The sequence below is a fragment of the Pseudomonas sp. JQ170C genome (assembly GCF_035581345.1).
GTDB lineage: Bacteria > Pseudomonadota > Gammaproteobacteria > Pseudomonadales > Pseudomonadaceae > Aquipseudomonas.
Window position 1 is genome coordinate 1148168 of the sequence record NZ_CP141608.1, and the last position, 26245, is coordinate 1174412.

Annotated in this window: 25 protein-coding genes; 14 read left to right on the forward strand and 11 right to left on the reverse strand. The window is 62.6% G+C overall.

The window, feature by feature from the left end:
• Window positions 1-2: 2 nt before the first annotated feature.
• The 11 genes from U9R80_RS05240 (at window position 3) to U9R80_RS05290 (ending at window position 8805) form a co-directional block, all read left to right on the forward strand.
• The gene (locus tag U9R80_RS05240) at window positions 3-650 is read left to right on the forward strand and encodes an MlaC/ttg2D family ABC transporter substrate-binding protein (protein WP_301837376.1); all 648 of its coding nucleotides are present in this window, start codon (window positions 3-5) and stop codon (window positions 648-650) included.
• Window positions 647-952 carry an STAS domain-containing protein gene (locus tag U9R80_RS05245; protein WP_301837374.1) on the forward strand — a complete coding sequence of 102 codons (306 nt, stop codon included), beginning with the start codon at window positions 647-649 and terminating at the stop codon, window positions 950-952. The genes U9R80_RS05240 and U9R80_RS05245 overlap by 4 nt, the downstream gene beginning before the upstream one ends.
• A gap of 114 nt (window positions 953-1066) precedes the next feature.
• Window positions 1067-1306, forward strand: coding sequence for a BolA family protein (locus tag U9R80_RS05250; RefSeq protein WP_028942843.1), 240 nt, complete (start codon window positions 1067-1069; stop codon window positions 1304-1306).
• A 24-nt stretch (window positions 1307-1330) separates the two neighbouring features.
• Window positions 1331-2596: a UDP-N-acetylglucosamine 1-carboxyvinyltransferase gene (gene murA / locus U9R80_RS05255; RefSeq protein ID WP_301837372.1), complete on the forward strand. Its 1266-nt coding sequence runs from the start codon at window positions 1331-1333 to the stop codon at window positions 2594-2596.
• 105 nt (window positions 2597-2701) lie between these two features.
• The gene (gene hisG / locus U9R80_RS05260; RefSeq protein ID WP_301837371.1) at window positions 2702-3337 is read left to right on the forward strand and encodes an ATP phosphoribosyltransferase; all 636 of its coding nucleotides are present in this window, start codon (window positions 2702-2704) and stop codon (window positions 3335-3337) included.
• 126 nt (window positions 3338-3463) lie between these two features.
• The gene (hisD, locus tag U9R80_RS05265) at window positions 3464-4789 is read left to right on the forward strand and encodes a histidinol dehydrogenase (RefSeq protein WP_301837370.1); all 1326 of its coding nucleotides are present in this window, start codon (window positions 3464-3466) and stop codon (window positions 4787-4789) included.
• Between the two features lie 2 nt (window positions 4790-4791).
• On the forward strand, window positions 4792-5838 hold the full coding sequence (hisC, locus tag U9R80_RS05270; RefSeq protein WP_301837369.1) for a histidinol-phosphate transaminase: 1047 nt from the start codon (window positions 4792-4794) through the stop codon (window positions 5836-5838).
• A 94-nt stretch (window positions 5839-5932) separates the two neighbouring features.
• A complete protein-coding gene (locus U9R80_RS05275; protein WP_301837368.1) occupies window positions 5933-6583 on the forward strand; it encodes a FadR/GntR family transcriptional regulator in 651 nt (216 codons plus the stop codon).
• Between the two features lie 15 nt (window positions 6584-6598).
• The gene (locus U9R80_RS05280) at window positions 6599-7882 is read left to right on the forward strand and encodes a CynX/NimT family MFS transporter (protein ID WP_301837367.1); all 1284 of its coding nucleotides are present in this window, start codon (window positions 6599-6601) and stop codon (window positions 7880-7882) included.
• A gap of 112 nt (window positions 7883-7994) precedes the next feature.
• Window positions 7995-8465 (forward strand): nuclear transport factor 2 family protein, encoded by a 471-nt coding sequence (locus U9R80_RS05285; protein WP_301837365.1) that lies wholly within the window; start codon window positions 7995-7997, stop codon window positions 8463-8465.
• Between the two features lie 40 nt (window positions 8466-8505).
• The gene (locus U9R80_RS05290; protein WP_301837364.1) at window positions 8506-8805 is read left to right on the forward strand and encodes a GIY-YIG nuclease family protein; all 300 of its coding nucleotides are present in this window, start codon (window positions 8506-8508) and stop codon (window positions 8803-8805) included.
• Here U9R80_RS05290 and yejK read toward each other — a convergent pair.
• Window positions 8786-9793: a nucleoid-associated protein YejK gene (yejK, locus tag U9R80_RS05295; protein WP_301837363.1), complete on the reverse strand. Its 1008-nt coding sequence runs from the start codon at window positions 9791-9793 to the stop codon at window positions 8786-8788. The two genes, U9R80_RS05290 and yejK, sit on opposite strands and share 20 nt — an antisense overlap.
• Before the next feature lie 408 nt (window positions 9794-10201).
• Between yejK and U9R80_RS05300 the strand changes: the two genes are divergently transcribed.
• Window positions 10202-10483 carry an HU family DNA-binding protein gene (locus U9R80_RS05300; protein WP_009398256.1) on the forward strand — a complete coding sequence of 94 codons (282 nt, stop codon included), beginning with the start codon at window positions 10202-10204 and terminating at the stop codon, window positions 10481-10483.
• A gap of 173 nt (window positions 10484-10656) precedes the next feature.
• Here the strand turns inward: U9R80_RS05300 and rlmF are convergent, their stop codons facing one another.
• The 5 genes from rlmF to U9R80_RS05325 all read right to left on the reverse strand — a co-directional run bounded on the left by rlmF (window position 10657) and on the right by U9R80_RS05325 (window position 17051).
• Window positions 10657-11613, reverse strand: a complete 957-nt coding sequence (gene rlmF, locus U9R80_RS05305; protein WP_301837361.1) for a 23S rRNA (adenine(1618)-N(6))-methyltransferase RlmF — start codon at window positions 11611-11613, stop codon at window positions 10657-10659.
• Window positions 11614-11708: 95 nt separating this feature from the next.
• On the reverse strand, window positions 11709-14555 hold the full coding sequence (locus U9R80_RS05310; protein WP_301837360.1) for a valine--tRNA ligase: 2847 nt from the start codon (window positions 14553-14555) through the stop codon (window positions 11709-11711).
• A 149-nt stretch (window positions 14556-14704) separates the two neighbouring features.
• On the reverse strand, window positions 14705-15073 hold the full coding sequence (locus U9R80_RS05315; RefSeq protein WP_301837359.1) for a DNA polymerase III subunit chi: 369 nt from the start codon (window positions 15071-15073) through the stop codon (window positions 14705-14707).
• A 4-nt stretch (window positions 15074-15077) separates the two neighbouring features.
• Complete coding sequence (locus U9R80_RS05320; RefSeq protein ID WP_028942856.1) at window positions 15078-15506, reverse strand: DNA polymerase III subunit chi; 429 nt, start codon at window positions 15504-15506, stop codon at window positions 15078-15080.
• A 51-nt stretch (window positions 15507-15557) separates the two neighbouring features.
• A complete protein-coding gene (locus tag U9R80_RS05325) occupies window positions 15558-17051 on the reverse strand; it encodes a leucyl aminopeptidase (RefSeq protein ID WP_301837358.1) in 1494 nt (497 codons plus the stop codon).
• Window positions 17052-17337: 286 nt separating this feature from the next.
• On the opposite strand from U9R80_RS05325, the gene lptF reads away from it, so the two are divergent.
• Both lptF and lptG read left to right on the forward strand, forming a co-directional pair.
• Window positions 17338-18453 (forward strand): LPS export ABC transporter permease LptF, encoded by a 1116-nt coding sequence (lptF, locus tag U9R80_RS05330; protein WP_301837357.1) that lies wholly within the window; start codon window positions 17338-17340, stop codon window positions 18451-18453.
• Entirely contained in the window at window positions 18446-19507 is a 1062-nt protein-coding gene (gene lptG, locus U9R80_RS05335; protein ID WP_301837356.1) for an LPS export ABC transporter permease LptG, read from the forward strand. Before lptF ends, lptG begins: the two co-directional genes overlap by 8 nt.
• Before the next feature lie 116 nt (window positions 19508-19623).
• Here the strand turns inward: lptG and U9R80_RS05340 are convergent, their stop codons facing one another.
• The 5 genes from U9R80_RS05340 to gcvP all read right to left on the reverse strand — a co-directional run bounded on the left by U9R80_RS05340 (window position 19624) and on the right by gcvP (window position 26239).
• Window positions 19624-20112 (reverse strand): RDD family protein, encoded by a 489-nt coding sequence (locus tag U9R80_RS05340; RefSeq protein ID WP_301837355.1) that lies wholly within the window; start codon window positions 20110-20112, stop codon window positions 19624-19626.
• 95 nt (window positions 20113-20207) lie between these two features.
• Window positions 20208-20420 (reverse strand): cold-shock protein, encoded by a 213-nt coding sequence (locus tag U9R80_RS05345; RefSeq protein WP_010220199.1) that lies wholly within the window; start codon window positions 20418-20420, stop codon window positions 20208-20210.
• A gap of 348 nt (window positions 20421-20768) precedes the next feature.
• Window positions 20769-21893 carry a glycine cleavage system aminomethyltransferase GcvT gene (gcvT, locus tag U9R80_RS05350; RefSeq protein ID WP_301837353.1) on the reverse strand — a complete coding sequence of 375 codons (1125 nt, stop codon included), beginning with the start codon at window positions 21891-21893 and terminating at the stop codon, window positions 20769-20771.
• A 28-nt stretch (window positions 21894-21921) separates the two neighbouring features.
• Complete coding sequence (locus U9R80_RS05355; protein WP_301837352.1) at window positions 21922-23298, reverse strand: L-serine ammonia-lyase; 1377 nt, start codon at window positions 23296-23298, stop codon at window positions 21922-21924.
• 85 nt (window positions 23299-23383) lie between these two features.
• Window positions 23384-26239, reverse strand: coding sequence for an aminomethyl-transferring glycine dehydrogenase (gcvP, locus tag U9R80_RS05360; RefSeq protein WP_301837351.1), 2856 nt, complete (start codon window positions 26237-26239; stop codon window positions 23384-23386).
• Window positions 26240-26245 lie beyond the last annotated feature (6 nt).

The window sequence follows — 26245 nt, forward strand, 5'->3', positions numbered from 1 at the left end:
CCATGATCTCTATCCTGCGACGCGGCCTTCTGGTCCTGCTGGCAGCGCTGCCATTGATGGCGGTGGCTGCGCAGTCGCCCAAAGAAGTGATACAGGGTACGACTACCCAATTGCTGGCTGACCTGAAGGCCAACAAGGAGCAATACAAGTCCAATCCAAGCGCGTTTTACGATGCGCTCAATGCCAACCTGGGGCCTGTGGTCGATGCCGACGGCATTTCTCGCAGCATCATGACGGTCAAGTACTCGCGAAAAGCGACCCCGGAGCAGATGCAGCGCTTCCAGGAGAACTTCAAGCGCAGCCTGATGCAGTTCTATGGCAATGCCTTGCTGGAGTACAACAATCAGGGCATCACCGTGGGCGCGGAGAAATTGGACGGTAACGACCGTGCCAGCGTCGACATGACAGTCAAGGGCAACAACGGTGCCATTTATCCGGTTTCCTACACGCTGACCAAGCTCGACGGCGAATGGAAAGTGCGTAACGTGATCGTCAACGGCATCAACATCGGCAAGCTGTTCCGTGACCAGTTCGCCGATGCCATGCAGCGCAACGGCAATAACCTGGACAAGACCATCGACGGCTGGGCCGGCGAAGTGGCGAAGGCCAAGGAAACTGCCGAGCAAGAAACCGAGAAGCAAGCGCAATGACCGATAGCACCATCACCCTGAGCGAGGACGGTGTTCTGGGCCTTGCCGGCGTACTGGACTACCGTACGGGCCCGGCGCTGCGCAAGCAGGGCAAGGCGCTGATCGCGTCCAGCAAAGGTGCGGCGCTGGTGCTCGATTGCTCAAAGGTCGAGAAATCCAGCAGTGTCGGGCTGTCCCTGTTGCTGGCGTTCATGCGCGATGCAAAGGCGGCCGGCAAGGCTGTCGAGGTGCGTGCGATGCCTCAGGATATGCGCGAAATCGCCGAGGTTTATGACCTCGATGAAGTACTGGCGGGGCAGTGACTGCCCGCTGATGATGGCCCCTCTGTCAGAGTCCTCGATTACGGGGTTCGCAGGCGAGGGGCTTTTTTGTATCATGGCCGACCCGCGCGCACTGGGCGCCGATTGAGGTTGAGCATGCAGGCCGTAGAAGTTAAGAACTTCCTTGAAGAAAAGTTGCCGGGAACCCGGGTCGAAGTTGAAGGCGAAGGCTGCAACTTCCAGTTGAACGTGATCAGCGACGAATTGGCGGCCTTGAGCCCGGTCAAGCGTCAGCAGCAGATCTATGCTCATCTTAATCCGTGGATCACTGATGGCAGCATCCATGCGGTAACCATGAAATTTTTCAGCAGCGCAGCCTGGGCTGAGCGCAACTGAGCCTAAATTGGCGGCGAGACAGAAATGGACAAACTGATTATTACTGGCGGCGTTCGTCTTGATGGCGAAATCCGCATTTCCGGTGCCAAGAACGCGGCGCTGCCGATTCTCTCGGCAACTCTGCTCTGCGATGGTCCGGTAACGGTCGGCAACCTGCCGCACCTGCACGACATCACCACCATGATCGAGTTGTTCGGTCGCATGGGCATCGAGCCTGTGATCGACGAAAAACTCTCGGTGGAAATCGACCCACGTACCATCAAGACCCTGGTCGCGCCGTACGAACTGGTGAAAACCATGCGCGCCTCGATCCTGGTGCTGGGCCCGATGGTTGCCCGCTTTGGCGAGGCTGAAGTTGCCCTGCCTGGCGGTTGCGCCATTGGCTCGCGTCCGGTCGACCTGCACATCCGTGGCCTGGAAGCCATGGGCGCGAAGATCGAAGTCGAAGGCGGCTACATCAAGGCCAAAGCCCCTGAAGGCGGCCTGCGCGGCGCGCACTTCTTCTTCGATACCGTCAGCGTGACCGGTACCGAGAACATCATGATGGCTGCAGCCCTGGCCAAGGGCCGCAGCGTGCTGCAAAACGCCGCGCGCGAGCCGGAAGTGGTCGACCTGGCCAACTTCCTGATCGCCATGGGTGCCAAGATCCAGGGTGCCGGTACCGACACCATCACCATTGACGGTGTAGAACGCCTGGGTTCTGCAACCTACCGCGTCATGCCTGACCGTATCGAGACCGGTACCTACCTGGTTGCGGCAGCCGTCACCGGTGGCCGGGTCAAGGTCAAGGACACCGATCCGACCATCCTTGAAGCGGTACTTGAAAAACTCAAGGAAGCCGGCGCCGAAGTCACCACCGGTGAAGACTGGATCGAGCTCGACATGCACGGCAAGCGGCCAAAAGCCGTGAACCTGCGTACCGCTCCGTACCCGGCGTTCCCGACCGACATGCAGGCGCAGTTCATCTCGCTCAACGCCATTGCCGAAGGCACGGGCGCTGTGATCGAGACGATCTTCGAGAACCGTTTCATGCACGTCTACGAAATGCACCGCATGGGCGCGCTGATCCAGGTCGAAGGCAATACTGCCATCGTCACCGGCACCAAGACCCTGAAGGGTGCACCAGTCATGGCCACCGACCTGCGGGCCTCGGCCAGCCTGGTACTGTCGGCTCTGGTAGCCGAAGGCGATACCCTGATCGATCGCATCTACCACATCGACCGTGGTTACGAGTGCATCGAGGAAAAACTGCAGATGCTGGGCGCCAAGATCCGTCGCGTACCGGGCTAGTCTGTGATCGGCGCAGGGACGCGCCAGCCAATTGCTGCACCGAATTGAACGCGGTCGGGCCCCAAGGTCCGGCCGGCTGTAGCCGCATAAGGACCGACGTTTCCCATGTTGACCATCGCGCTATCCAAGGGTCGGATTCTCGACGATACCCTGCCGCTGCTGGCTGAAGCCGGTATCGTGCCGACCGAGAACCCGGACAAGAGCCGCAAACTGATCATCCCGACAACTCAGGACGATGTGCGCCTGCTGATCGTTCGGGCTACCGATGTGCCGACCTATGTCGAGCATGGCGCCGCCGATCTGGGTGTGGCTGGCAAGGACGTGTTGATGGAGTACGGCGGCCAGGGCCTGTATGAGCCCCTGGACCTGCAGATTGCCCAGTGCAAGCTGATGACCGCCGGTGCCATCGGCGCTCCCGAACCCAAGGGCCGCCTGCGCGTCGCGACCAAGTTCGTCAACGTTGCCAAGCGCTACTATGCCGAGCAGGGTCGTCAGGTCGACATCATCAAGCTCTACGGCTCGATGGAGCTGGCGCCGCTGATTGGCCTGGCCGACAAGATCATCGACGTTGTCGACACCGGTAATACCCTGCGTGCCAACGGCCTGGAACCCCAGGAACTGATTGCCACCATCAGCTCCCGGCTGGTGGTCAACAAGGCTTCGATGAAGATGCAGCACGCCCGCATCCAGAGCCTGATCGACACCCTGCGCCAGGCTGTCGAATCGCGACACCGCGGCTGACTTCTGCGCGCGACCTTCGCTGTCGCGCCCGTCTATCCGCGTCATAGCCAATTTTCTCAGGTGCCCGCGCGGATCGACTGGTAGCTTAGGGTGCCTGAGCATTCGCCATTAATTGAGGCCCTCGCTATGACCGCGTCCACTGCAATTGCCCGACTCAATGCTGCCGACCCGGATTTCGCCCGACATCTGGATCATCTGCTGAGCTGGGAAAGCGTGTCTGACGACGCGGTCAACCAGCGCGTGCTGGACATCATCAAGGCCGTGCGCGAGCGCGGTGATGCTGCATTGGTGGAGTTCACCCAGCGTTTCGACGGTGTTGACGCCAAGTCCATCGACGACCTGATCCTGGGCCGCGAGCGCCTGGAGCTGGCGTTGACTCGCATCACCCCCGCCCAGCGTGAAGCCCTTGAAAAAGCCGCTGATCGCGTACGCAGCTACCACGAGCGTCAGAAGCAAGACTCCTGGAGCTATACCGAAGCCGACGGCACGGTGCTGGGCCAGAAAGTCACCCCGCTGGACCGTGCAGGCCTGTACGTGCCCGGGGGCAAGGCCTCCTACCCGTCCTCGGTGCTGATGAACGCCATTCCGGCCAAGGTGGCCGGCGTGGGTGAAGTCGTGATGGTAGTGCCAACCCCGCGTGGCGAGATCAACGAACTGGTACTCGCTGCAGCGTGCATCGCCGGGGTCGACCGCGTGTTCACCATTGGTGGCGCCCAGGCCGTGGCCGCCCTGGCTTATGGCACCGAGAGCGTGCCGCAGGTCGACAAAGTGGTCGGGCCAGGCAACATCTACGTCGCCACTGCCAAACGCCATGTGTTTGGCCAGGTGGGTATCGACATGATTGCCGGCCCTTCGGAAATCCTCGTGGTGTGTGACGGCCAGACCGACCCGGACTGGATCGCCATGGACCTGTTCTCCCAGGCCGAGCACGACGAGGATGCACAGGCAATCCTGGTCAGCCCGGATGCCGCGTTCCTCGACAAGGTTGCCGCCAGCATCGACAAACTGCTGCCGACCATGGAGCGTGCCGAAATCATCAAGACCTCGATCAACGGCCGTGGCGCGCTGATCCAGGTGCGCGACATGCAGCAGGCAATGGATGTGGCCAACCGTATCGCACCGGAACACCTGGAGCTTTCGGTGGCCGACCCGCAAGCCTGGCTGCCGCAGATCCGCCACGCCGGCGCGATCTTCATGGGCCGCCACACCAGCGAAGCGCTGGGTGACTACTGCGCCGGTCCAAACCACGTGCTGCCCACCTCGGGTACCGCACGCTTCTCGTCGCCGCTGGGGGTCTATGACTTCCAGAAGCGCTCCTCGATCATCTTCTGCTCCGAGCTGGGGGCTTCCGAACTGGGGCACACCGCGTCGGTCCTGGCGCGTGGCGAATCGCTGACCGCCCACGCTCGCAGCGCCGAATACCGCATCCTTGCCGACAAGAAGGGGAACTGAACATGAGTAAATTCTGGAGCCCCTTCGTCAAGGACCTGGTGCCTTACGTGCCGGGCGAGCAGCCCAAGCTGGCCAAACTGGTCAAGCTCAACACCAACGAGAACCCCTATGGCCCGTCGCCCAAGGCGCTGGAAGCCATGCGCGGCGAGCTGAACGATAATTTGCGCCTGTACCCGGACCCAAACAGCGACCTGCTCAAGCAGGCGGTGGCGGACTACTACGGGGTCCAGGGCAATCAGGTATTCCTGGGCAACGGCTCGGACGAGGTGCTGGCGCACATTTTCCACGGCCTGTTCCAGCACGGTGCGCCGCTGTTGTTCCCGGACATCAGCTACAGCTTCTATCCGGTGTACTGCGGCCTGTATGGCATCCCCTTCGAGCAGGTGGCGCTGGACGAGCAGTTCCAGATCCGCGTCGAAGACTATGCCAAGCCCAACGGCGGCGTCATCTTCCCCAACCCCAACGCGCCGACCGGTTGCCTCTTGGCGCTGGAGGCCATCGAGCAGTTGCTCAAGGCCAACCCTGAGTCGGTCGTCGTTGTCGATGAGGCCTATATCGACTTCGGTGGGCAGACCGCGATCAGCCTGGTGGATCGCTACGACAACTTGCTGGTGACCCAGACCCTGTCCAAGTCGCGTTCGCTGGCCGGGCTTCGGGTTGGTCTGGCAGTCGGCCATCCGGACCTGATCGAAGCGCTGGAGCGGATCAAGAACAGCTTCAACTCCTATCCGCTGGATCGCATGGCGATTGTCGGTGCGGCGGCGGCCTTCCAGGATCGCGCCTACTTTGACGATACCTGCCGTAAAGTGATCGACAGTCGCGAGCATCTGGTAGGCGAACTCAGCGCCCGAGGATTTGAAGTGCTGCCATCGGCCGCCAACTTCATCTTTGCCCGTCATCCGCAACAGGACGCCAGTGAACTGGCGGCGAAGTTGCGTGAACAAGGCGTGATCGTGCGCCACTTCAAACAGGCGCGTATTGCCCAGTTCCTGCGTATCACCATTGGTACGCCGGAGCAGAATCAGGCGTTGCTCGACGCGTTGAACTGACTGATCGCGGGGCAGGCCCGCTCCCACAAATGTTGTAGGAGCGGGCCTGCCCCGCGATTGTTTTCTCGATGAATTCATCCGATGATTGGATGTCATGACATTACTCACCAAACGCTCCCTGGTCGAACAAGCCGTCGACCAACTGCGCGAACGCATCGCCAACGGCGCCTGGGTTGTTGGTCAGCGTCTGCCCACCGAACCTGAGCTGGCCACCGAGCTGGGAATCAGCCGCAACACTGTGCGCGAAGCCATGCGAGTGCTGGTCTTCAGCGGCCTGGTCGAGGTTCGGCAGGGGGACGGCAGCTACCTGCGCACGGCGGTCGATCCGCTGCAGGCGCTGCAGGCGCTCTCGCGCTGCGACCTGGCACAGGCCCGGGAAGCCCGGCATATCCTTGAAGCCGAGGCCATCGGTCTTGCCGCCCTGCGCCGTACAGACGACGACCTCAAAGGCCTGCGTGAAGCGCTCGACCACAGCAGCGCGCACTATCACGACGACCTGGAGCGCTACATCAGCTGCGACCTGGTGTTTCACCAGCGCATGGTGGATGCCGCGCACAACCCGGCCTTGAGCGAGCTGTATCGCTATTTCTCCGGGGTCGTGGCGGCCACCTTGCACCACAACCTTTCCCACGCGCCGCGCTGTCAGTCGGTCTTTGACCTGCATGGGCAGATTCTCGACGCCATCGAACAACGCGATTCGGACAGGGCCAAGGCCCTGAGCCGAACCCTGATCAACGAATCCTGACCTTGCGAGACTGCCATGGCCCATGACACTTCCCGAAATGCTCCACCGGCCAAGGGGCCGGAGCTTGAAGAGCTGCTGATCGACGCCGAGGCCGACGACGAACAGGTACAGCGCCAACCCGTGCTGCTCAAGCGTCCCTGGCTGTTGCTGGTGGGTTTGGTGCTGGTGGCGCTGAACCTGCGCCCGGCGCTGTCGAGCATGGCGCCGCTGCTCAACCAGGTCTCCGAAAGCCTTGGTCTGAGTGCTTCCGCGGCCGGCTTGCTGACCACTGTGCCCGTGCTGTGCCTGGGCCTGTTCGCGCCTTTGGCGCCGGTCCTGGCGCGTCGTTTTGGCAGTGAGCGGGTGATCCTCGGCATTCTCCTGGTGCTGGCGCTCGGCATTGCTGTACGCAGCGCCTTTGGCAGTACCGGGCTGTTTCTCGGCACCATCATGGCCGGGGCCAGCATCGGCGTGGTGGGCGTATTGCTGCCTGGCATCGTCAAGCGTGATTTCCCCAAACACGCCGGTACCCTCACGGGTGTCTACACCATGGCCTTGTGCCTGGGCGCGGCCCTTGCCGCTGGCGCTACCGTGCCGCTGAGCCAGCACCTGGGCGATAGCTGGTCCCTGGGCTTGGGTTTCTGGTTGATTCCGGCGCTGCTGGCTGCCTTGGTCTGGCTGCCCCAGGCGCGTGAAGGGCACGGCGCGCATCATGTCGCCTATCGGGTGCGTGGCCTGTTGCGCGATCCGCTGGCCTGGCAGGTGACGTTGTACATGGGCCTGCAGTCGTCGCTGGCCTACATTGTGTTTGGCTGGCTGCCATCGATCCTGATCGGCCGTGGCCTGACCCCGACCCAGGCTGGCCTGGTGCTGTCAGGCTCGGTGATCGTGCAGTTGATCAGCTCCCTGGCCGCCCCTTGGCTGGCGACCCGCGGCAAGGATCAGCGGCTGGCAATCGTGGGTGTCATGGTGATGGTGCTCGCCGGCCTGTTTGGTTGCCTGTATGCGCCGCTGGATGGCCTGTGGGGCTGGGCAATCATCCTCGGCCTGGGGCAGGGTGGCAGCTTCGCCCTGGCCTTGACCCTGATCGTACTGCGCTCCAGGGACGCCCATGTCGCGGCCAATCTGTCGAGCATGGCGCAGGGGGTGGGTTACACCTTGGCATCGTTGGGGCCGTTCGCGGTCGGCCTGGTGCATGACCTGACCGGTGGCTGGGAGGCGGTGGGCTGGATCTTTGGCGTAGTGGGTATTGGCGCAATAGCCTTTGGCCTCAAGGCCGGGCGCAGCCTGCATGTACAAGTCACCAGCGAACGCGCGTAGGAGCGGGCTTGCCCCGCGATAGCGATCTGACAGTTACATCGCATCGCGGGGCAAGCCCGCTCCTACCAAGTGCTATTGTTCGGGTTTGTTTCCCTGGTAATGGACCCGCCCCATGAGTGAAGCCAACAGCGCTCTGATCACGCGTTTCTACCAGGCCTTCCAGCGCCTCGACGCCGAAGCTATGGTGGCCTGCTACAGCGATGACATCGTCTTCAGTGACCCAGCCTTCGGAACCTTGCGGGGCAAGGATGCCGGCGACATGTGGCGCATGCTCACCCAGCGCGCCAAGGACTTCTCCCTGACCTTCGACACCGTGCGCGCCGACGAGCGAAGCGGCAGCGCCCACTGGGTGGCGACATACCTGTTCAGCCAGACCGGCCGGGTGGTGATCAACGATATTCAGGCGCGGTTTGTTATTCGTGACGCAAGGATCTGCGAACACCATGACAGCTTTGACCTGTGGCGCTGGTCGCGACAGGCGCTGGGTACCAAAGGATTGTTGCTGGGCTGGACACCGCTGGTGCAAGGCAAGGTGCGCCAGCAGGCGTTGAAAGGTTTGCGTGCGTTTCAGGCCGGGCGTTGAACGGGTAAGCTGTCGGCTTTGCCGTTCATTAGTCAGCACCGTGACCCAAGCCACTGCCGATACACCTGCCAAACCCTGGTACCTCTACCTGGTACGGGCCGCCAATGGCTCGCTCTACTGTGGTATCAGCGATGATCCGCAGCGACGCTTCATCGCTCATCAAAAGGGGCAGGGGGCGCGCTACTTCAGTACCAGCCCGGCCGTGGCGCTGGTGTACATCGAAGCGTGGCCCAGCAAGGCCGAAGCCTTGCGCCAGGAACGTCTGGTGAAGAAGTTGCGCAAAGCCGCCAAGGAGGCCCTGGTGGCCTCCTATGCCGCGATCAGTCCTTGCGACGCTTGAGCTGATCGGTCAGCTGTGTCGGCAAGCCCTTGATGATCAGCGTGCCGGCCTCTTCGTCGTATTCGATCTTCGAGCCCAGCAAGTGCGCTTCAAAGCTGATCGACAGCCCCTCGGCACGGCCGGTGAAGCGACGGAACTGGTTCAGGGTGCGTTTGTCGGCCGGGATTTCCGGCGACAGGCCGTAGTCCTTGTTGCGGATGTGCTCGTAGAAGGCCCGTGGGCGATCTTCGTCGATCAGTCCCGAGAGCTCTTCAAGGGTCACCGGCTCACCGGCCTTGGTCTGGCTGGTGGCGTAATCGACCAGCGTCTGGGTTTTCTCCCGGGCAGCTTCTTCGGGCAGGTCTTCGCTTTCGACGAAGTCGCTGAACGCCCTGAGCAGGGTGCGGGTTTCGCCCGGGCCGTCGACGCCTTCCTGGCAGCCGATGAAGTCACGGAAGTACTCCGAGACTTTCTTGCCGTTCTTGCCCTTGATGAACGAGATGTACTGCTTGGAGGCCTTGTTGTTCTGCCACTCGGACAGGTTGATGCGCGCCGCCAGGTGCAGTTGGCCCAGGTCCAGGTGACGGGACGGCGTGACGTCCAGTTCGGCGTTTACCGCCACCCCTTCGCTGTGGTGCAGCAGGGCGATGGCCAGATACTCGGTCATGCCTTGCTGGTAGTGGGCGAACAGGACATGGCCGCCGACTGACAGATTGGATTCTTCCATCAGTTTTTGCAGGTGCTCGACGGCGACCCGGCTGAAGGCAGTGAAGGTGCTGCCGGCGTCCAGGTACTCCTTGAGCCAGCCGCTGAACGGGTGGGCGCCCGATTCTGCGTGGAAGAAGCCCCAGGCTTTGCCTTGCTTGGCGTTGTAGCTGTCGTTGAGGTCGGCCAGAAGGTTTTCGATGGCGCTGGACTCGGCCAGTTCCGAGTCGCGTGCGTGCAGCACAGCGGGGCTGCCATCGGGCTTCTTGTCGATCAGGTGGACGATGCAATGACGGATCGGCATGGGATTCTCGGTTGAAAATGGGCGGTGCTGGCCGCGTTGCAAAGTCGCCAAGTGTACCTCAGCCCAGGGGTGATTCTGCGGCCAGATGTTGGCGGAAATGTCGGTTGTTCGTTTTTTGTTCAACTTTTTGCGTTTTTTGGCGCAAACCCCCGAAAAACCTGCACATTTACCCTGTCAGAGGCGGATATTTATCTATTCCTGTGGTAGTTTTGCCCGGTCTTGCGCCCCGTGTGTGGCGCATTGCTGGCAGACCGCTTGCGTCACGTCGAACCAAACGCCGTTTTGCGTATCTACATACGCGATTGACGTGGCTGTAACACCGGACCGCCGGCTCCCCCGCAGGTCTGGCTCGATGACTGACGTAGCACTCTGCATACTCACTGAATTTGATAGGGAAGGAACACCACCATGGCATTGACCAAAGACCAACTGATCGCCGACATCGCCGAAGCTATCGACGCGCCGAAAACCACCGCGCGTAACGCTCTGGAGCAACTGGGTCAGATCGTTGCTGATCAACTGGAAAATGGCAGCGAGATCACTCTGCCAGGTATTGGCAAACTGAAAATCACCGAGCGTCCTGCCCGTACCGGCCGCAACCCTTCGACTGGCGCTGCCATCGAAATCGCTGCCAAGAAAGTCGTCAAGTTCGTGCCAGCCAAAGTGCTGACCGACGCTGTAAACAAGTAATTGTAAACAGCTTGAAAAAAACCGCGTCCGGGTTGCCCGGACGCGGTTTTTTTTATGCCTGTAGGAGCGGGCTTGCCCCGCGATTGCAGTATTCCTGTCACACCGCAATCGCGGGGCAAGCCCGCTCCCACGACAAGCCCCACAACAAGCCCGTCACTACAACAGGCTTGCTCCTACCGGGTTGTCCAGCGGCTTTGGCGCCATGCCTGGCGAGAGGCTTCATCCTGGAAGGTCCAGGCCACCATGCGGCTCTGCTTCTGCCCCTGGCCCATCTCGACGATACGCACCATCTGCGCACCGGCCTTCTTCAGGGCGGCCTGGATACCGGGCAAGTTGGATGCCTTGGACACCAGTGAGGTGAACCACAGCACCTGCTGGCCCAGGGTTGCGCTCTCGGCCACCAGCTGGCTGACGAAGCGGATCTCGCCGCCTTCGCACCACAGTTCGTTGTTCTGCCCGCCAAAGTTCAGAACCGGCAGCTTGCGCTTGGGGTCGGCCTTGCCCAGGGCGCGCCACTTGCGCTGGCTGCCACGGGTGGCTTCTTCGCGGGAGGCGTGGAAGGGCGGGTTGCACAGCGTCAGGTCATAACGCTCGTCATCCTTGAGCAGGCCTAGCAGGATGTGCTTGCGATTGCCTTGCTGGCGCAGGCTGATGGCTTTATCGAGGCCGTTGGCCTGGACGATGGCCTTGGCGGCGGCCAGGGCCGTGGGGTCGATGTCAGAGCCCAGGAAGCGCCAGCGGTAGTCGCTGTGGCCCAGCAGCGGGTAGATGCAGTTGGCGCCGACACCGATATCCAGCGCCCGCACCTGGGCGCCTCGGGGAATTTCGCCGCCGTTCTCTTCGGCCAGCAGGTCGGCCAGTACATGGATGTAGTCGGCGCGGCCTGGAATGGGTGGGCACAGGTAGTCGGCCGGAATGTCCCAGTGCTGGATGCCGTACTGGGCCTTGAGCAAGGCACGGTTGAATACTCGTACGGCTTCGGGGTTGGCAAAGTCGATGCTGGGCTTGCCATGGGGGTTGGTGATCATGAACTGGCCCAGTTCGGGACTGCTCTTGATCAGATCGGGGAAGTTGTAGCGGCCCTGGTGGCGGTTGCGTGCATGCAGGGTCGGTTTGTCGGGTGTGGTCATCGTGGTGTCCGGTGGAAAGCATCGCGGGTCAAGTCCGCTCCTACACCGGTAGGAGCGGGCTTGACCCGCGATGGCATCACTGAGATCAGCGATCGTTACAGCGCAGCGATCCGCGCATGCTGCTCGGTGAAGTTGGCCAGGGCCTGTTCGGCCTCAGCCAGCTTGGCGCGTTCCTTGTCGATCACCGCAGGCGGGGCCTTGTCGACGAAAGCGGCGTTGGACAGCTTGCCGCCCACACGCTGGACTTCGCCCTGCAGGCGCTGAATTTCCTTGTTCAGGCGTGCAAGTTCGGCGTCCTTGTCGATCAGGCCGGCCATCGGCACCAGCACTTGCAGATCGCCTACCAGTGCGGTGGCGCTCAGCGGTGCTTCGTCCTGCTCGCCCAGCACGGTGAAGGATTCAATCTTCGCCAGCTTCTTGAGCAGCGCTTCGTTTTCCTGCAGGCGACGCTGGTCTTCGGCACTGGCGTTCTTGAGGAACAGTTGCAGTGGCTTGCCCGGGCCGATGTTCATTTCGCCGCGAATGTTGCGCACGCCGAGCATCAGTTCCTTGAGCCATTCGATATCGCCTTCGGCCGCGGCGTCGATGCGGCTTTCATTGGCCACTGGCCAAGGCTGCAGCATGATCGTCTTGCCTTCGGCACCGGCCAGCGGCGCCAGGCGCTGCCAGATTTCTTCGGTGATGAACGGCATGAACGGATGCGCCAGGCGCAGGGCCACTTCCAGCACGCGTACCAGGGTGCGGCGGGTGCCGCGGGCGCGTTCGACCGGGGCGTTCTCGTCCCACAGTACCGGCTTGGACAGCTCCAGGTACCAGTCGCAGTACTGGTTCCAGATGAACTCGTAGAGCGCCTGGGCCGCGAGGTCGAAGCGGAACTGCTCCAGCTGGCGGGTCACTTCGGCTTCGGTGCGTTGCAGCTGGGAGATGATCCAGCGATCAGCCAGCGACAGCTCGTAGGCTTCACCGTTCTGGCCGCAGTCTTCGCCTTTGTCCAGCACGTAGCGGGCGGCGTTCCAGATCTTGTTGCAGAAGTTGCGGTAGCCCTCGACACGGCCCATGTCGAACTTGATGTCGCGACCGGTGGAGGCCAGCGAGCAGAAGGTAAAGCGCAGGGCGTCGGTACCGTAGCTGGCAATGCCTTCGGGGAACTCGGCCTTGGTCTGCTTGGCAATCTTCTCGGCAAGCTTGGGCTGCATCAGGCCGCTGGTGCGTTTTTCCAGCAGCTCGTCCAGGGTGATGCCATCGACGATGTCCAGCGGGTCAAGGACGTTGCCCTTGGACTTGGACATCTTCTGGCCCAGGCCGTCGCGGACCAGGCCGTGAACGTACACGGTCTTGAACGGAACCTGCGGGGTGCCGTCCTCGTTCTTCACCAGGTGCATGGTCAGCATGATCATCCGGGCGACCCAGAAGAAAATGATGTCGAAACCGGTAACCAGCACGTCGGTGGAGTGGAAGGTCTTGAGGAATTCGGTCTGCTGCGGCCAGCCCAGGGTCGAGAAGGTCCACAGGCCCGAGCTGAACCAGGTGTCGAGGACGTCGTTGTCCTGGTTCAGGACCACGTCGGCACCGAGGTTGTGCTTGGCGCGGACTTCTTCTTCGCTACGGCCTACATAGACCTTGCCCGACTCGTCGTACCAGGCCGGAATGCGGTGGCCCCACCACAGCTGGCGGCTGATGCACCAGTCCTGGATATCGCGCATCCAGGAGAAGTACATGTTCTCGTACTGTTTGGGCACGAACTGGATGCGACCGTCTTCAACGGCGGCGATGGCAGGCTCGGCCAGCGGCTTGGTCGACACGTACCACTGGTCGGTCAGCCATGGCTCGATGACGGTGCCAGAACGGTCGCCCTTCGGTACTTTCAGGGCGTGATCGTCGACGCTGACCAGAAGGCCGGCGGCGTCGAAGTCGGCAACGATCTGCTTGCGCGCGACGAAGCGGTCCAGGCCAGCGTATTGGGCGGGCAGGGTGGCGTCGATGCTTTCGTTGAGGGTGCCGTCGAGGTTGAACACCTGGGCTGCCGGCAGCACGAAGGCGTTCTTGTCGAAGATGTTCAGCAGCGGCAGGTTGTGACGCTTGCCGACTTCATAGTCGTTGAAGTCGTGGGCCGGGGTGATCTTCACGCAGCCGGTGCCGAACTCGGGGTCGCAGTAGTCGTCGCCGATGATCGGGATGCGGCGGCCAACCAGCGGCAGCTCGACGAACTTGCCGATCAGCGCCTTGTAGCGCTCGTCCTCGGGGTTCACGGCCACGGCGGCGTCGCCGAGCATGGTTTCCGGACGGGTGGTGGCGACGATCAGGTAGTCCTTGCCGTCGGCGGTCTTGGCGCCGTCAGCCAGCGGGTAGCGCAGGTTCCACAGGTGACCTTTTTCGTCGTGGTTTTCCACTTCGAGGTCGGAGATCGCCGTGTGCAGCTTGGTGTCCCAGTTGACCAGGCGCTTGCCGCGGTAGATCAGGCCGTCTTCGTGCAGGCGCACAAAGGCTTCCTTGACCGCTTCGGACAGGCCGTCGTCCATGGTGAAACGCTCGCGGCTCCAGTCGACCGACGAGCCCAGGCGGCGGATCTGGCGGCTGATGTTGCCACCGGATTGATCCTTCCACTCCCAGACCTTCTCCAGGAATTTCTCGCGACCCAGGTCGTGGCGATTCTGGCCTTTGGCTTCGAGTTGACGCTCGACCAGCATCTGGGTGGCGATACCGGCGTGGTCGGTACCTGGCTGCCACAGGGTGTTGCGACCCTGCATACGGCGGAAACGGATCAGGGCGTCCATGATCGCGTTATTGAAGCCATGACCCATGTGCAGGCTGCCGGTGACGTTCGGCGGCGGGATCATGATCGTGTAGGAATCGCCTGCGCCTTGCGGGGCGAAGTAATTCTCGGACTCCCAGGTGTTGTACCAGGAAGTTTCAATAGCGTGCGGCTGGTAGGTCTTATCCATGCGCGGCGGGACCCTTAGGCATTTATTCAGGAAAGCCGGTAAGTATAACGGGGATAAGGGCCGGGGCGTAGAGCGAGGTGATGGCAGGAGGTAAAAACATCGCGGGGCAAGCCCGCTCCTGTCGAGCAGGAGCGGGCTTGCCCCGCTAATCACTCTGGAAGCTGGCCGAGCAGCCGCTCCAGTCTGGCATCAAGCCTGCGCTTGATTTCGTTCTCGATATGCGGGGTAAAGTCGTTGATCACGTCCTGCATGATCAACTGCGCAGCGGCGCGCAACTCGGTGTCCAGGTGCAACAGGGTTTCCTGGCGTCGGGCTTGTGGATCGTCAGCCACTACCGGAGCAGGCGCCGGAGCAGGGACTGGCGGCACGATGGCCTCTTCGAGCAACAGCGGGATTTGCTCCTCGACCGTGTCGGTCAGCAGCGGTGGCTCAAGGGATTCGTCGCCCAGTAGCTGGCGAATCGACTCGAGGTCGTCCAGCAGGTGTGCAGATTGGGGCAAGGCAGTGGGTTTATCCATCGTCTCAGAGTCGCTGTAAGCGGTGATTCTGCAGAGCATAGCCCTGTTCGCGGTAGAAACGGTAACTCTCTCGGGCAGCCAGACGAATCGTCGGCTCCTCGACCACGATCTCGGCAATGCGGGCAAAGCGCGCGGCGAACGGCGGTACCTTCAGGTCCAGGTTGATCAACAGGTCCTGATGGCTGCCGGCGTCATCGCCAAGGCCCAGGGCCACACTGCCTTGCGGGTCATCCTCGGCCGGGCTGTGGGGCACGAAGGCCTCGCCCTTGAAGGCCCACAGGCGCGCGTCCAGCTCATCGCGCTGGGCGGCATCGCTGCAGTGCAGGTAAACCCTGTGCCCAAGGCGCCAGGCCTTGTCGCAGAGCTTGCAGGCAAAATCCAGGCGCGCCGAGGGCGCGTCGCTGGGCAGAATATAGAAATCGACTTTGCTCATGGTCAGCCTGCCGGGCGGTTACGTCCGAAGACGCAACTGCCCGGCTGTCACTCAGGCGTTGGCGCGATCGAGCAGGTACTGGGTCAGCATCGGGACCGGACGGCCAGTGGCGCCCTTGTCCTTGCCGCCGCTGATCCAGGCCGTGCCGGCGATGTCCAGGTGAGCCCAGTTGTAGGCCTTGGCAAAGCGCGACAGGAAGCAGCCCGCGGTGATGGTGCCGGCCTTTGGCCCGCCGATGTTGGCGATGTCGGCGAACGGGCTGTCGAGCTGCTCCTGGTATTCGTCGAACAGCGGCAGCTGCCAGGCGCGGTCGTCGGCACGCTTGCCGGCGTCGAGCAGTTGGCCGACCAGCTCATCGTTGTTGCCCATCAGGCCCGAGGTGTGGCTGCCCAGGGCGACGATGCAGGCACCGGTCAGGGTGGCGATGTCGATCACAGCCTGAGGCTTGAAACGCTCGGCGTAGGTCAGGGTGTCGCACAGCACCAGGCGGCCTTCGGCGTCAGTGTTGAGGATTTCGACGGTCTGGCCGCTCATGGTGGTGACGATGTCGCCCGGACGGGTAGCGCCGCCGCTCGGCATGTTCTCGGCGCAGGCCAGCAGGCACACCAGGTTGATCGGCAGTTGCAGTTCGAGCACGGCGCGCAGGGTGCCGAAGACGCTGGCGGCACCGCCCATGTCGTACTTCATTTCATCCATGCCGGCGCCTGGCTTGAGGCTGATGCCGCCGGTGTCGAAGGTGATGCCTTTGCCCACCAGCACGAACGGCTTCTCGGATTTCTTGCCGCCCTGGTGGCTCATCACGATCAGGCGTGGTGGCTGGTCGCTGCCCTGGCCAACGGCGTAGAACGCGCCCATGCCCAGTTCCTTGATTTTCTTCTCGTCCAGCACTTCGACCTTCAGGCCCTTGTAGGCCTTGCCCAGGCCCTTGGCCTGCTCGGCTAGGTAGCTTGGGTGGCAGACGTTCGGCGGCAGATTGCCCAGGTCGCGGGTGAAGCGCATGCCGGCGGCAATGGCGCGGGCGTGCTTGAGGGCGCGTTCGACTTCGCCGGCACCGGCCTTGTCGGCCAGCAGGGTGATTTTCTTCAGGGCGCGGGGTTCGGCTTTCTGGCTCTTGAACTGGTCGAAGACATACTCACCGTCGAGCAGGCTTTCGGCCAGCAGGCGGGTCTTGCCATAGAAGGCGTCACGGCCAGTGACGGCGACGTCATCCAGGGCCAGCACCGCGTCGCTGCCATTCAGGCCCTTGAGCACGGCCAGCACGCTGGACACCACTTTGCGCCAGCTGCGATCACCCAGCTCGGCCTCTTTGCCGACACCGACCAGCAGCACGCGCTCGGCCTTGAGGTTCGCCAGGCCTTGCAGCAGCAGGGTCTGGCCAACCTTGCCGGTCAGGTCGCCGCGCTCGAGCACGGCGCTCAGGGCACCGGCGCTGGCTTCATCGACAGCTTTGGCGGTGGCGCCGAGCTTGCGGCCTTCACCGACAGTCAGCACCAGCGTTGCGGTTTTCAAGGATGCAGCGGCTACGCTCTTTACAACCAGTTCCATGTCAGGGTCCCCGAATGATCTGTCTATGCGCGCTGTCTGTGCAGGCGCAGTAAGCGAGCTGGCCGCGTGGTCGCGTGCCAGTGATAAAGCTGCCAGTTTGAGCCTGCATGGACTGCCCTGACAACCCCGATATGAAGCATTGCAAGCCGCCAAGTGACAGGCACGGTCAATCACAGGATAATGCGCCAACTTTTGTCCAGGTTCGCATGAGCGAGCCGGTAACTATCTTGGCAGTTATGTATTCCTTGTTCGGCTGTCCGAGCCTGACAACCCAGGAGTGTCTGGTTTGATCGTCTTCCGTTATCTGTCCCGTGAGGTCCTGGTGACCCTGAGTGCCGTCAGCGCTGTGCTGCTGGTCATCATCATGAGCGGGCGCTTCATCAAGTACCTTGCCCAGGCGGCCCAGGGCATCCTCGATCCGGGTGTGCTGTTTCTGATCATGGGGTATCGCCTGCCGGGCTTCCTTCAATTGATCCTGCCGCTGGGGCTGTTCCTCGGGATTCTCCTGGCCTACGGCCGGCTTTATCTGGAAAGCGAGATGACCGTGCTCTCGGCGACCGGCATGAGTCAGCAGCGCTTGCTGCGCATGACCATGGCGCCAGCGGCACTGGTGGCCTTGCTGGTGGCCTGGCTGAGCCTGGGCCTGGCGCCTCAGGGCGTGACCCAGGTGGCCCAGATCATCAACCAGCAGGATGCCTTGACCGAATTCGACACCCTGGTGCCGGGGCGCTTCCAGACTTTGCGCGACGGCTCGCGGGTGACCTACACCGAGCAATTGTCCGAAGACCGCGGCAACCTGGCCGGCGTGTTCATTTCCGAAAAGCGCTTCTCCGAAGACAAGACCAAGGAGCGTGCGCCCTCGGTACTGGTCGCCGAGAAGGGCCGGCAAGAGATCGGTGCCGACGGCAATCGCTACCTGATCCTGGAGAACGGCTACCGCTACGACGGCAACCCCGGTCAGGCCGATTACCGCGCGATCAAGTACGACACCTATGGCGTACTGCTGCCCAAGCCTGAGGTCAGCGAAGACATCACCGACCGCGAGGCGATCCCGACTTCCGAACTGATCGGCCACGACGGCCTGCGCGAGCGTGCCGAGCTGCAATGGCGCCTGTCGCTGCCGCTGCTGGTGTTCATCGTGACCCTGATGGCGGTGCCGCTGTCGCGGGTCAACCCGCGCCAGGGCCGCTTCCTCAAGCTGCTGCCGGCGATTCTTCTTTATATGGCGTACCTGACAATGCTGATTGCCGTGCGCGGCGCCCTGGAGAAAGGCAAGCTGCCGATCGGCCTGGGTATCTGGTGGGTCCACGGACTGTTCTTGCTCATCGGCCTGGGGCTGATGTACTGGGAGCCGATGCGCCTCAAGCGTGCCGCCCGCCGTGCGGAGGTGGCCCATGGTTAAGCTCGACCGCTACATCGGCAAGAGCGTCCTGGTGGCCATTCTTGCCGTGCTCGGGATCATCCTGGGCCTGGCGTCGCTGTTCGCGTTCATCGACGAAATGGGCGACATCAGCGACAGCTACACCCTCATGGATGCCGGCAACTTTGTCTTGCTGACAGCACCACGCCGGCTCTACGACATGCTGCCGATGGCGGCGTTGATCGGCTGCCTGATCGGCCTGGGCAGCCTGGCCAGCAGCAGCGAGCTGACCATCATGCGCGCCGCCGGTGTGTCCATCGGGCGTATTGTCTGGGCGGTCATGAAGCCGATGCTGGTGCTGATGCTGGCCGGTATCCTGATCGGCGAATACGTGGCACCGGTGACCGAGAACAAGGCCCAGGCCGATCGTTCGCTGGCCCAGGGCAGTGGTGAGGCGCAGAGCTCCAAGCGTGGCATGTGGCACCGCCAGGGCGAGGAGTTCGTTCACATCAACTCCGTGCAACCCAATGGCCTGCTGTATGGCGTCACCCGTTATCGCTTTGACAACGAGCGTCACCTGGTCACCTCCAGCTTTGCCCGCCGAGCGCAGTACCAGGACGATCACTGGCAACTGAGCGACGTGACCACCACCCACTTCCGTGGCGATCACACCGAGGTGGTCAAGGCACCTGCCGAGCGCTGGGATGTCACCGTCACTCCGCAACTGCTCAACACCGTGGTGCTGGCGCCGGAGTCGCTGTCGATTACGGGCCTGTGGGATTACATCCACTACCTGTCCGACCAGGGCCTGAACAATGCCCGCTACTGGCTGGCGTTCTGGACCAAGGTGCTGCAGTCGATGGTGACCGCGGCGCTGGTGCTGATGGCCATCTCGTTCATCTTCGGTCCATTGCGTTCGGTCACCCTGGGGCAGCGTGTGTTCACCGGTGTGCTGGTGGGCTTCGTGTTCCGCATCGCCCAGGACCTGCTGGGGCCATCGAGCCAGGTGTTTGGCTTCCCGCCGCTACTGGCGGTGGTGATCCCGGCGGCAATCTGCGCCGGGGCCGGATGGTGGATGTTGAGACGCGCTGGATAGCATGAAAAAAGCCGACCCAAGGGTCGGCTTTTTTGTGTGTGTAGGAGCGGGCTTGCCCCGCGATAGCGATATGTCAGGAAGATCGCTATCGCGGGACAAGCCCGCTCCTACAGGAGTTATTTGGTGCGCTTGGGCACGCGTACCAATTGGGTGTCGGAGTAGATGTCATGCCAGCTGCGCTGGCGCTTGTCGAACAACGACCAGATGAATCCCAGCCCCAGGCACAGCCAGGAGGCGATCGAGACCACAAAGCGCAGCAGGGCCTGCCACAGGCTGATGGCGCTGCCATCGGCGTTCTGCACGCGAATGCCCCACACCTGCATGCCCAGGGTCTGGCCACCGTGGGTCCAGAACTTGGCGAAGAAGCCGAACAGGACGAACACCAGCACCGTGGACAGCAATGGGTCGCCATCCAGGGCACCGGCGTCGGTCATGGCGCGCATGCGCGTCTCGCCGATGATTGCCATCTGGATCATCTTGTAGATGCCGGCGGTCACGATCAGCAGTGCAGTACACAGCAGGAAGTCATAGAACATGGCCGCCAGGCGCCGACCGAGGCCAACGGCGGGGAAGTCACCCTGGGGCTGTAACAACGGCTTGGGCATACGCGGGGCCCTCCTTGCGCAAAACGCCCATTCTACGGAATTGCGCGCACAAAAAAGCCCCTGCTGTTGCCAGCAGGGGCTTTTTATATCGGGAATCAGGCTTCCGCGATAACTTCGTCAGCCTGCATGCCTTTTTGGCCCTGCACGGCGATGAAGGTGACTTTCTGGCCTTCTTTCAGGCTCTTGAAGCCGTTACCCTGGATAGCGCGGAAGTGTACGAACAGATCCGGACCGCTTTCTGGAGTGATGAAACCAAAACCTTTCTCGTCGTTAAACCACTTGACGGTACCGCTCTGACGTTGGGACATTGTCTTATTTCCTTTGAAACTTAGAATTAGTAACAGCTTCTTCCAAATGAAAGAGTACTGGGCTGGGTTGCAGGAAAGTAAGAGACGTCGAACGGGTTGTAGCAATCTCAGCGCTACTGCCCAGGTCACGAACCATAGCGACCCATGCAAACACAGTGCAGTGACTCTACGCTAACTCTGTCGGCAAAAACAAGCCCTCAAAGCGGCTACCGCTCTACCTTTTAGCGTCCGTTCGGTCGATTTTTTTCGGCTCATTCCAGAGCGCAGCGCGATGCTTTTCGGAAGTTATAAAACGCGTTCAAATTTGAAAATCCGAACGCGTGATGACACAAAGTTTCAACTAACGATTCAGCCGCGGTAGTAGCGCTGTGCAACGAATGGCATCTTGCTGACTTTCATTGCAACACGCTTGCCGCGAACGATCGCCCATACCGGGGTATCCACTGCGGTATATGCGCTGTCTACATATCCCATTGCAACGGGGCCGACCAATGTCGGGCCAAAACCACCGCTGCATACCTTGCCGATAACAGTACCGGCTTCATCGACAATCTCTGCCTCTTCACGCACGGGAGTGCGTTCCTGCGGCAACAAACCGACGCGTTTACGTGCAACGCCACTTTGCTGCTGGGCGAAGATCTGCTCGGCACCCGGGAAACCACCGGCGCGGGCGCCATCGGCGCGACGGACCTTGGAGATGGCCCACAGCAGGCTCGCTTCGATCGGGGTGGTCTGCTCGTTCATGTCGTGGCCGTACAGGCACAGACCGGCTTCCAGGCGCAGGGAGTCGCGAGCCCCCAGGCCAATGGCTGCCACTTCCGGTTCGTCCAGCAGGCGACGGGCCAGTGCTTCGGCCTGGTCGGCCGGTACCGAAATCTCGAAACCGTCTTCACCGGTGTAGCCAGAGCGGCTGACAAAGCAGTTAGCGCCCAGCAGTTGCACGGGCTGGAACTGCATGAAGGTCATTTTCGCAACTGCGGGCGCCAGGCGCTCCAGCACCTTGACCGCTGCCGGGCCTTGCAGGGCCAGCAGGGCGCGCTCCTGGAACAGCGGCTGGATCTGGCAGTGCTTGCCGATGTGCTTGCGCAGGTGCGCCAGGTCCTGGTCCTTGCAGGCGGCGTTGACCACCAGGAACAGCTCGTCGTTGCCCAGGTTGGCGACCATCAGGTCATCGAGGATACCGCCGTGTTCGTTGGTGAACATTGCGTAGCGCTGCATGCCCGTGGGCAGGTCGATGATGTCCACCGGGACCAGGGTTTCCAGGGCCTTGGCGGCGCCGGCGCCCAGCAGGCGGATCTGGCCCATGTGCGAGACATCGAACAACCCGGCCTGTTCACGGGTATGCAGGTGTTCTTTCATGACCCCAAGCGGGTACTGGACCGGCATGTCGTAGCCGGCGAACGGCACCATGCGCGCACCCAGTTCAAGGTGCAGGGCGTGCAGCGGGGTCTTTTGCAGTGTTTCGGTGGACATTGATGACTCCTTGGTGCGTGAGAGGGTGTCAGCATTCGATGATGTTGACGGCCAGACCGCCGCGGGCGGTCTCCTTGTATTTGCTTTTCATGTCGGCGCCGGTCTGGCGCATGGTGCGAATGACCTTGTCCAGCGAGACGAAGTGCTGACCGTCTCCCCGTAGCGCCATGCGCACCGCATTGATGGCCTTGACCGAGCCCATGGCGTTGCGCTCGATGCAGGGCACCTGGACCAGCCCGCCGATCGGATCGCAGGTCAGGCCCAGGTTGTGTTCCATGCCGATCTCGGCGGCGTTCTCGACCTGCTGCACCGTGCCGCCCATGACCTCGCACAGGGCGCCGGCGGCCATCGAGCAGGCAACGCCCACTTCGCCCTGGCAGCCGACTTCGGCACCGGAGATCGAGGCGTTTTCTTTGTAGAGGATGCCGATGGCCGCAGCGGTGAGCAGAAAGCGCACCACGCCATCTTCATTGGCTCCGGTGATAAAGCGCATGTAGTAGTGCAATACGGCCGGGACGATACCGGCGGCGCCGTTGGTGGGTGCGGTGACCACGCGCCCGCCGAAGGCGTTTTCTTCGTTCACCGCCAGGGCGTACAGGTTCACCCAGTCCAGCACCGAGAGCGCATCGCGCAGGCTGGCCTCCGGGTTGCTGCACAGCTGGCGATACAACGCTGCCGCCCGTCGCTTGACCTTGAGCCCGCCCGGCAGGATGCCCTCGTTGCGACAACCGGCGGCGACGCAGTCCTGCATCACTTGCCAGATGCGCAACAGGCCGCTGCGGGTTTCGCTTTCGGGACGCCAGGCCGCTTCGTTGGCCAGCATCACCTGGCTGATCGACAGGTTCTGTGCGGCGCAATGGCCGAGCAGTTCCTTGGCGGTCTTGAAGGGGTAGGGCAGTACGGTGCTGTCTTCGACGATGCGGTCGGCGCCGGCGGCGTCTTCGTCGACGACAAAACCACCGCCCACCGAGTAGTACTCGCGGCTACGAATCTGCAAGCCCGCGGCGTCAAAGGCGCGAAAGATCATGCCGTTGGGGTGGTAGGCCAGGGGTTTGCGAATCATCGCCAGGTGCTGCTTCTCGATGAACTCGATGTCGTGCTCACCCAGCAGCTTGAGCCTTCCACTGCTGCGGATGGCTTGCAGGCGGGCGGGGATGCTTTCGGTATCGACGCTGTCGGGGTGTTCGCCTTCAAGCCCGAGCAGCACGGCCTTGTCGCTGCCGTGGCCCTTGCCGGTGGCGCCCAGCGAACCGTAGAGCTCGGCTTTGACGCTGACCGTGGCCTTGAGCAGGTCGTCGCGGCGCAGCCCTTCAGCAAAGCGCGCAGCGGCACGCATGGGGCCGACGGTATGGGAACTGGAGGGGCCGATGCCGATCTTGAACAGGTCGAAGACGCTCAGTGACATGGTCGTACCCTCGTGTTGGGTGGGGAGCATCGCGGGTCAAGCCCGCTCCTACGGGGTAGGAGCGGGCTTGACCCGCGATCAGGACTCAGACGTCCTGGTAGCTCTCGATCGACGGGCAGGCGCAGATCAGGTTGCGGTCGCCGAAGACGTTGTCGACACGACCGACCGGTGGCCAGTACTTACCTTCAACCAGCGTGGCCAGCGGGTACACCGCTTGCTCGCGGCTGTACGGGTGGCTCCACTCACCGGCGATTTCAGCGGCGGTGTGCGGTGCGTTCTTCAGCGGGTTGTCGTCCTTGTCCAGGCTGCCGTTTTCCACTGCACGAATTTCTTCGCGGATGCGGATCATCGCTTCGCAGAAGCGGTCCAGTTCTTCCTTGGACTCACTTTCGGTCGGTTCGATCATCAGCGTACCGGCCACCGGGAACGACATGGTCGGGGCGTGGAAACCGAAGTCGATCAGGCGCTTGGCCACGTCGTCGACGCTGATGCCGCTGCTGTCCTTGAGCGGGCGCAGGTCGAGGATGCACTCGTGTGCGACCAGACCGTTGCTGCCGGTGTACAACACAGGATAGTGCTCTTCCAGGCGGCGGGCGATGTAGTTGGCGTTGAGGATCGCCATCTGCGAGGCGCGCTTGAGGCCGGCACCGCCCATCATGCGGATGTACATCCAGGTGATCGGCAGGATGCTGGCGCTGCCGAAAGGCGCTGCGCAGACGGCGCCCTGCTTGTTCTCCATGTGCGCGTGGCCCGGCAGGAACGGCGCCAGGTGCGACTTGACGCCGATCGGGCCGACGCCCGGGCCGCCACCGCCGTGGGGAATGCAAAAGGTCTTGTGCAGGTTCAGGTGCGAGACGTCGCCGCCGAACTTGCCAGGGGCGCACAGGCCGACCATGGCGTTCATGTTGGCGCCGTCGATGTACACCTGGCCGCCGTTGTCGTGGATGATCGCGCAGATCTCGCCGATGGCTTCTTCAAACACGCCGTGGGTCGAGGGGTAAGTGATCATCAGCGCGGCGAGGTGTTCGCGGTGCTCGATGGCCTTGGCACGCAGGTCGTCGATATCGACGTTGCCACGGGCGTCACAGGCGGTCACCACCACACGCATGCCGGCCATGTGGGCGGTGGCCGGGTTGGTGCCGTGGGCCGAGGACGGGATCAGGCAGATGTCGCGGCGGGCATCGCCACGGCTCTGGTGGTAGGCGCGGATGGCCAGCAGGCCCGCGTACTCACCCTGGGAGCCGGCGTTGGGCTGCAGCGACACGGCGTCGTAGCCGGTGGCGGCGCAGAGCATGGCTTCCAGCTCGCTGGTCAGTTGCTGGTAGCCCTGGCTTTGCTCGGCAGGTGCGAACGGGTGCAGGTTGCCGAACTCGGCCCAGGTCACCGGGATCATTTCGCTGGCGGCGTTGAGCTTCATGGTGCACGAACCCAGCGGGATCATGGTGCGGTCCAGGGCCAGGTCCTTGTCGGCCAGCTTGCGCAGGTAGCGCATCAGTTCGGTTTCGCTGTGGTAGCGGTTGAACACCGGGTGCTCAAGGATCGCCGACTGACGCAGCAGGGCGGCAGGCAACTGGGCCTGGACGCTGTTGGCGAGGGCGGCGAAGTCCGGTACGGCCTTGCCTTCGGCGAACAGTTGCCACAGGGCTTCGACATCGGCCTGGGTGCTGGTTTCATCCAGCGACAGGCCCAGGCGCCGGGCGTCGACCTGGCGCAGGTTCAAGCGCCGGGCGCGGGCTTTGTCGTGCAGGGTGGCGGTCGCGTCACCGGTGGCCAGGGTGAGGGTGTCGAAAAACGCCTGGACTTCGACCGTGAGGCCCAGTTGCTCAAGGCCGGCCTTGAGGATCGCGGTCAGTGCGTGGGTACGCTGGGCGATTTGCTTCAAGCCCTGTGGGCCGTGGTACACGGCGTACATGCTGGCGATGTTGGCCAGCAGCACCTGGGCGGTGCAGATGTTGCTGGTGGCCTTCTCGCGGCGGATGTGTTGCTCGCGGGTCTGCATGGCCAGGCGCAGGGCCGTCTTGCCGAAGCGGTCGATGGATACGCCGACCAGGCGGCCCGGCATGTCGCGCTTGAACGCGTCGCGGGTGGAGAAGTAAGCCGCGTGCGGGCCACCGAAGCCCAGCGGTACACCGAAGCGCTGGGCGCTGCCGATGGCCACGTCTGCACCGAATTCACCCGGCGGGGTCAGCAGGGTCAGGGCCAGCAGGTCGGCGGCGACCGCCACCAGGGCGTTGGCGGCGTGGAAGCGCTCGACCAGCGCGCGGTAGTCGAAGACTTCACCGTTGCTGGCCGGGTACTGCAGCAGCGCGCCGAAGAATGCACTGACATCGTCCAGCTCGCGCTCGTCACCCACGACCACTTCGATACCCAGTGGCTCGGCACGGGTACGCAGCACGTCCAGGGTTTGCGGGTGGCAATGCACCGAGGCGAAGAAGGCGTGGCTGCCCTTGTTCTTGCTCAGGCGTTTGCAGAAGGTCATGGCTTCGGCAGCGGCGGTGGCTTCGTCGAGCAGCGAGGCGTTGGCGATCGGCAGGCCGGTGAGGTCGCTGATCAGGGTCTGGAAGTTGAGCAGCGCTTCCAGGCGGCCCTGGGAGATCTCAGGCTGGTACGGGGTGTAGGCGGTGTACCAGGCCGGGTTTTCCAGCAGGTTACGCAGGATCGGCGCCGGGGTATGGCAGTTGTAGTAACCCTGGCCGATGAAGCTCTTGAACAGTTGGTTGTTGGCGGCGATGGCCTTGAGCGAGGCCAGGGCATCGGCTTCGCTTTGGCCGGCGCCGAGCTCCAGTACGCTGGTGCCCTTGATGCTGTCAGGGATGACGGCGGCGCTCATGGCTTCCAGGGAGTCGAAGCCCAGGGTGGCGAGCATGTGCTGCTCGTCGGCCTGGCGCGGGCCGATGTGACGGGCAATGAATTCGTTGGCAGTGCCGAGGTTGATGGTCATGGCGAG

Bases quoted from the DNA above. Each gene is read 5' to 3' on its own strand.
- U9R80_RS05240 (WP_301837376.1), top strand. From the start codon at position 3: ATGATCTCTATCCTGCGACGCGGCCTTCTGGTCCTGCTGGCAGCGCTG.
- U9R80_RS05245 (WP_301837374.1), top strand. From the start codon at position 647: ATGACCGATAGCACCATCACCCTGAGCGAGGACGGTGTTCTGGGCCTT.
- U9R80_RS05250 (WP_028942843.1), top strand. From the start codon at position 1,067: ATGCAGGCCGTAGAAGTTAAGAACTTCCTTGAAGAAAAGTTGCCGGGA.
- murA (WP_301837372.1), top strand. From the start codon at position 1,331: ATGGACAAACTGATTATTACTGGCGGCGTTCGTCTTGATGGCGAAATC.
- hisG (WP_301837371.1), top strand. From the start codon at position 2,702: ATGTTGACCATCGCGCTATCCAAGGGTCGGATTCTCGACGATACCCTG.
- hisD (WP_301837370.1), top strand. From the start codon at position 3,464: ATGACCGCGTCCACTGCAATTGCCCGACTCAATGCTGCCGACCCGGAT.
- hisC (WP_301837369.1), top strand. From the start codon at position 4,792: ATGAGTAAATTCTGGAGCCCCTTCGTCAAGGACCTGGTGCCTTACGTG.
- U9R80_RS05275 (WP_301837368.1), top strand. From the start codon at position 5,933: ATGACATTACTCACCAAACGCTCCCTGGTCGAACAAGCCGTCGACCAA.
- U9R80_RS05280 (WP_301837367.1), top strand. From the start codon at position 6,599: ATGGCCCATGACACTTCCCGAAATGCTCCACCGGCCAAGGGGCCGGAG.
- U9R80_RS05285 (WP_301837365.1), top strand. From the start codon at position 7,995: ATGAGTGAAGCCAACAGCGCTCTGATCACGCGTTTCTACCAGGCCTTC.
- yejK (WP_301837363.1), bottom strand. From the start codon at position 9,793: ATGCCGATCCGTCATTGCATCGTCCACCTGATCGACAAGAAGCCCGAT.
- U9R80_RS05300 (WP_009398256.1), top strand. From the start codon at position 10,202: ATGGCATTGACCAAAGACCAACTGATCGCCGACATCGCCGAAGCTATC.
- rlmF (WP_301837361.1), bottom strand. From the start codon at position 11,613: ATGACCACACCCGACAAACCGACCCTGCATGCACGCAACCGCCACCAG.
- U9R80_RS05310 (WP_301837360.1), bottom strand. From the start codon at position 14,555: ATGGATAAGACCTACCAGCCGCACGCTATTGAAACTTCCTGGTACAAC.
- U9R80_RS05315 (WP_301837359.1), bottom strand. From the start codon at position 15,073: ATGGATAAACCCACTGCCTTGCCCCAATCTGCACACCTGCTGGACGAC.
- U9R80_RS05320 (WP_028942856.1), bottom strand. From the start codon at position 15,506: ATGAGCAAAGTCGATTTCTATATTCTGCCCAGCGACGCGCCCTCGGCG.
- U9R80_RS05325 (WP_301837358.1), bottom strand. From the start codon at position 17,051: ATGGAACTGGTTGTAAAGAGCGTAGCCGCTGCATCCTTGAAAACCGCA.
- lptG (WP_301837356.1), top strand. From the start codon at position 18,446: ATGGTTAAGCTCGACCGCTACATCGGCAAGAGCGTCCTGGTGGCCATT.
- U9R80_RS05340 (WP_301837355.1), bottom strand. From the start codon at position 20,112: ATGCCCAAGCCGTTGTTACAGCCCCAGGGTGACTTCCCCGCCGTTGGC.
- U9R80_RS05345 (WP_010220199.1), bottom strand. From the start codon at position 20,420: ATGTCCCAACGTCAGAGCGGTACCGTCAAGTGGTTTAACGACGAGAAA.
- gcvT (WP_301837353.1), bottom strand. From the start codon at position 21,893: ATGTCCACCGAAACACTGCAAAAGACCCCGCTGCACGCCCTGCACCTT.
- U9R80_RS05355 (WP_301837352.1), bottom strand. From the start codon at position 23,298: ATGTCACTGAGCGTCTTCGACCTGTTCAAGATCGGCATCGGCCCCTCC.
- gcvP (WP_301837351.1), bottom strand. From the start codon at position 26,239: ATGACCATCAACCTCGGCACTGCCAACGAATTCATTGCCCGTCACATC.